General features: G+C 41.4%; 6 protein-coding genes and 1 other RNA gene. All 7 read left to right on the top strand.

The features are described 5' to 3' along the window. On the top strand, positions 1-468 hold a 468-nt coding region (gene tadA, locus AB685_RS26875), incomplete at its 5' end, for a tRNA adenosine(34) deaminase TadA (protein ID WP_131709662.1). An 83-nt stretch (positions 469-551) separates the two neighbouring features. Then, an RNA gene (gene ffs, locus AB685_RS30670) (signal recognition particle sRNA large type) lies at positions 552-817 on the top strand. A 151-nt stretch (positions 818-968) separates the two neighbouring features. Then, entirely contained in the window at positions 969-2,651 is a 1,683-nt protein-coding gene (gene dnaX / locus AB685_RS26880) for a DNA polymerase III subunit gamma/tau (protein WP_047973660.1), read from the top strand. Positions 2,652-2,668: 17 nt separating this feature from the next. After that, a complete protein-coding gene (locus AB685_RS26885) occupies positions 2,669-2,980 on the top strand; it encodes a YbaB/EbfC family nucleoid-associated protein (RefSeq protein ID WP_047973661.1) in 312 nt (103 codons plus the stop codon). 11 nt (positions 2,981-2,991) lie between these two features. Further along, a complete protein-coding gene (gene recR, locus AB685_RS26890; RefSeq protein ID WP_047973662.1) occupies positions 2,992-3,588 on the top strand; it encodes a recombination mediator RecR in 597 nt (198 codons plus the stop codon). Between the two features lie 16 nt (positions 3,589-3,604). Beyond that, complete coding sequence (locus AB685_RS26895; protein WP_047973663.1) at positions 3,605-3,832, top strand: YaaL family protein; 228 nt, start codon at positions 3,605-3,607, stop codon at positions 3,830-3,832. A 68-nt stretch (positions 3,833-3,900) separates the two neighbouring features. Beyond that, entirely contained in the window at positions 3,901-4,164 is a 264-nt protein-coding gene (locus AB685_RS26900; RefSeq protein WP_047973664.1) for a pro-sigmaK processing inhibitor BofA family protein, read from the top strand. Positions 4,165-4,428 lie beyond the last annotated feature (264 nt).

A 4,428-nucleotide genomic window follows, 5' to 3' on the forward strand; every position in this document is an offset into this window, starting at 1 on the left:
TTCATGAGGCTTGCGTTAGAAGAGGCTGATAAGGCAGAACAAATAGGGGAAGTGCCAATTGGGGCGGTCATTGTTAAAGATGGCGAGGTGATTGCCGCTGCTCATAATCGTAGAGAGTGTGACCATCAAGCAATTGCACATGCCGAATTACTAGCTATTAAAAGCGCTTGTGACGTCTTAGGGAGTTGGCGATTAACGGGCTGTACCCTTTATGTGACGCTTGAACCTTGCCCGATGTGCGCTGGAGCTATTGTGCAGTCTCGTGTGGATCAAGTGGTTTATGGTGCTGTGGACCCTAAAGCGGGATGTGCAGGTACTTTGATGAACTTACTTGATGAACCTCGATTTAATCATCGTGCAGATGTGGTGTCGGGGTGCCTAAAAGAAGAGTGTGGAGAGAGATTGACTACTTTTTTTAGAAAGCTCAGAGGTAAAAGGAAAGCAGCTAAGAGGAACGGGGCTTCCTAATTCTTACACTTGCATTTTTTAATCAAACGCTCTATACTAGGAAATGCGTCACATTAGACGCCTAAACATTGTTATTCAATTTGCCGTGCTAGGTGGGGAGGTAGCGGTGCCCTGTACCCGCAATCCGCTGTAGCGGGACTGAATCCCTTTCTGAGGTTTTGTCATCGTAAGGTCTGACCTAAGTAAGTGGTGTTGACGCTTGGGTTCCACGCAACGGAAACCCGCAAACCCTGTCAGGTCCGGAAGGAAGCAGCAGTAAGTGGCCCCTTCCGTGTGCCGTGGAGTAGCCTGGGTCGAGCTAACTGCTTAGGTAACGCTTGGGGTGACACTATCGAGGAAAGGTGCACGGTATTATATATACTAAGACAACAACTACTTAAGGTAGTTGTTTTTTTATTGCGTATTTCAGTGTGTGGCATGTATTTGCTAGTTTGACACTTTATTATCATCTTTTAAATCGCTATAATATGAAGTAGTGAGTAGAAAAAGGAGTGGGAACAATGAGCTATCAAGCATTATATCGCGTATGGCGACCGCAGCAACTACGGGATGTAGTAGGACAAGAGCATATTACGAAAACGCTGCAGAATGCTTTGTTGCAAGAAAAGTTTTCCCACGCTTATTTATTTTCAGGGCCTAGAGGAACGGGTAAGACAAGTGCAGCAAAAATAATTGCTAAAGCGATTAACTGTGAGAAAGCTCCGGTGGCAGAACCTTGTAATGAGTGTGCTTCTTGTAAGGGAATTACTTCAGGTGCAATAGTAGATGTTATGGAAATTGATGCGGCTTCAAACAACGGTGTTGATGAAATTCGTGATATCAGAGATAAAGTAAAATTTGCTCCAAATGAAGTTCGTTATAAAGTGTATATTATTGATGAAGTTCATATGCTTTCAACGGGTGCATTTAATGCATTATTAAAAACATTAGAGGAACCCCCAAGTCACGTTATTTTTATTTTAGCGACTACAGAACCGCATAAAATTCCGTTAACCATTATATCGCGGTGCCAACGCTTTGATTTTAAACGGATTTCTAATCATTCGATTGTAGGTCGTATGAATGAAATTTTAGCTCATGATAGAATTGAAGTGGAAGAGGAAGCTTTAATGATGATTGCGCGTGCGGCTGATGGAGGCATGCGTGATGCTCTAAGTTTACTAGATCAAGCCATTTCCTATGCCGAAGATACATTGACGCTTGAAGATGTACTTGCCATCACTGGTGCGGTCTCTGAAGGGGTGTTGGTCAAGCTTGTAGAAGCTATTGCGACTAAAGAAACCGCGGTGGCACTCGAATCCTTAGATCATCTAGTTAGGGATGGGAAAGAACCAGGGCGTATACTCGAAGATCTTATCTATTACATACGCGATTTATTATTGTGCAAAACTGCTCCGGATTCACAAGATCTATTAGAGAGGGCAGAATCGGTTGAGAAGGCAGTTGCTCTTAGTGGGCAATTTGAATTCCCTTGGCTTTATCAAGCGATTGAACTATTAAATGCTTCTCAACAAGAGATGAAGTGGTCTTCGCACCCTAAAGTTATCTTGGAAATGGTTCTAATACGTTTAGTGAATCAAAGACCCGAACAAACAGAGGGTGTAAGTGGAGTGGAGTCAGAGAGAGTTCAGCAGTTGGAAACAAAGATTAGTACTCTTGAAAAAGCATTGAAACAACTTCAAGCTAGTGGAGTTGGGGGAGCGGCGGCTGACGGGAATCAACAGCCGGCTGTAAGAAGACCTAAAAAGCAAGTCCCGCAAACAAGGGTGAATACATCAAAAGTGAAAGAGCTTTTAAAAGGAGCCACAAAACAAGAGTTTCAAAAGGTGACTGGTCAGTGGGGAGCGATTATGGAGCGAGTTAAGTCTCAAAATATCCCTGCTCATGCTTGGTTAAGTGATAGTCGCCCTGTGGCCGCTTCAGAAGGCTTCATCCTTCTAGCGTTTCAAAATGAAATGCATCGTGATATGATGGATACAAAGTTCCGTCCGTTTTTAGAAGACGTGTTTCAAGACATGTTTGGCAACTCAATAACCTTTATGACATTGCTTCAAAATCAATGGGATAGATTAAAGGAAGAATATGTTAAGGAACAACGCGGGGGCGAGCAAGAAAGCGACCCTGTGGTAGATGAGGCCCTTAAGTTAGTGGGCTCTGATCTAGTTGAAATTATCGACGGATAAACTAAGGAGGAATTACTATGAAAAACATGGGTAATATGATGAAGCAAATGCAAAAAATGCAAAAGCAAATGGCGAAGGCGCAAGAAGAGTTGAAAGAGAAAACAGTAGAAGCTACAGCAGGTGRTGGCATGGTTACTGTTATTGCTAGTGGAGATAAGCGTATTATTGATGTAAAAATCTCTGAAGATGTTGTAGATCCAGATGATATCGATATGCTTCAAGATTTAATCTTAGCTGCGACAAATGAGGCGTTAAAACAAGTAGATGAACTTGTTGAACAAGACATGGGTAAATTCACAAAAGGAATGAACATTCCAGGTATGTTCTAGGAGGTTGTACTTTGCAATATCCAGAACCGATCGCAAAGTTAATAGAAGGTTTTATGAAACTTCCAGGTATTGGACCGAAAACGGCAAGCCGTTTGGCTTTCTTTGTTCTTGATATGAAGGAAGATGATGTCCTTGATTTTGCAAAGGCTTTAGTAAATGCTAAACGAAATCTAACCTATTGCTCGGTCTGTCATAATATTACTGATACAGACCCTTGTCGCATATGTGAGGACAAACATCGTGATGAGTCCATGGTGTGTGTGGTCCAGGACGCAAAAGATGTTATTGCAATGGAGAAAATGAAGGACTACCGTGGGAAATACCATATATTACACGGGGCGATTTCTCCTATGGATGGAGTTGGACCAGAGGACATCAAAATCCCGGAATTATTAAAACGACTGCAGGATGACACGATTCAAGAAGTGATCATAGCTACAAACCCTACTATTGAAGGGGAAGCAACTGCTATGTATATTTCTCGTTTAGTAAAGCCTACAGGTATTAAGGTGACGAGGATTGCACATGGATTGCCAGTGGGTGGAGATCTCGAGTATGCGGATGAGGTTACATTGTCTAGAGCGATAGAAGGAAGACGTGAATTATAGATCAAGGGGGGACGTTATGTTTTTTCGGAAAAAAGGAAGATTACGAAAAGAAGAAAACGATCGTCTACTAAGGTCTATTGAATCGATGAAGGATCGTTTAGATAGCGAGAAACATTTTGTATCTCATAGTGTGGACCCATCGGATGATGTACTTGCAAAGATGAAGGCATCGGAGTCCGTATATACTTTTTTATTAAGAGAAGCGAGAACTCAAAAGATGCGAAAGAACAAGCTTGCAAGATAGCTTGTTCTTTTTTTATTTTCTCTAGCATAAATTAAAGAAAAGACATGACAAGCATATGAGGTGATTCAATGGATCCGATCCTAGTTATCGCTATCTTAGCAGGKCTTGTAATCCTATTATTAACGATAGGAGCCCCGCTAAAGCCACTTCGATTTATTGGGCAAATAGCTGTAAAGGTAGTCATAGGAGCTCTATTATTATTCTTTGTAAATGCATTTGGCTCGTTCTTTTCTTTTCATATTCCTATTAATGGTGTAACAGCTCTAGTGTCTGGAGTTCTAGGGGTGCCTGGTTTGCTTTTATTAATAGTAACCAAGCAATTTATATTGTAAGAAAAGGCAAGGGCGATCTAAAAAGAGACCCCTTGCCTTTTTATATGGTGAATTCAAGAGAAGGTTCCTCGAGCTGTCTTTCGTAGGAGGAAGCTTTTTTAAAATTTATTTTTAAWAAGACTTGCGCTTATTATAGATAACATGTTATATTATTACTTGTCGCTGAGACACACCACAACATCGCAAACAAAACAACTTGAAAAAAGATGTTGACGGAACGTTGCTGTGATGGTATATTAGTTAAGTCGCCAACGAGCGACGAAC

Source organism: Bacillus sp. LL01, from assembly GCF_001037965.1.

Excerpts from the sequence above, each read along its gene's own strand:
- dnaX (WP_047973660.1), top strand. The coding sequence starts at position 969 with ATGAGCTATCAAGCATTATATCGCGTATGGCGACCGCAGCAACTACGG.
- AB685_RS26895 (WP_047973663.1), top strand. The coding sequence starts at position 3,605 with ATGTTTTTTCGGAAAAAAGGAAGATTACGAAAAGAAGAAAACGATCGT.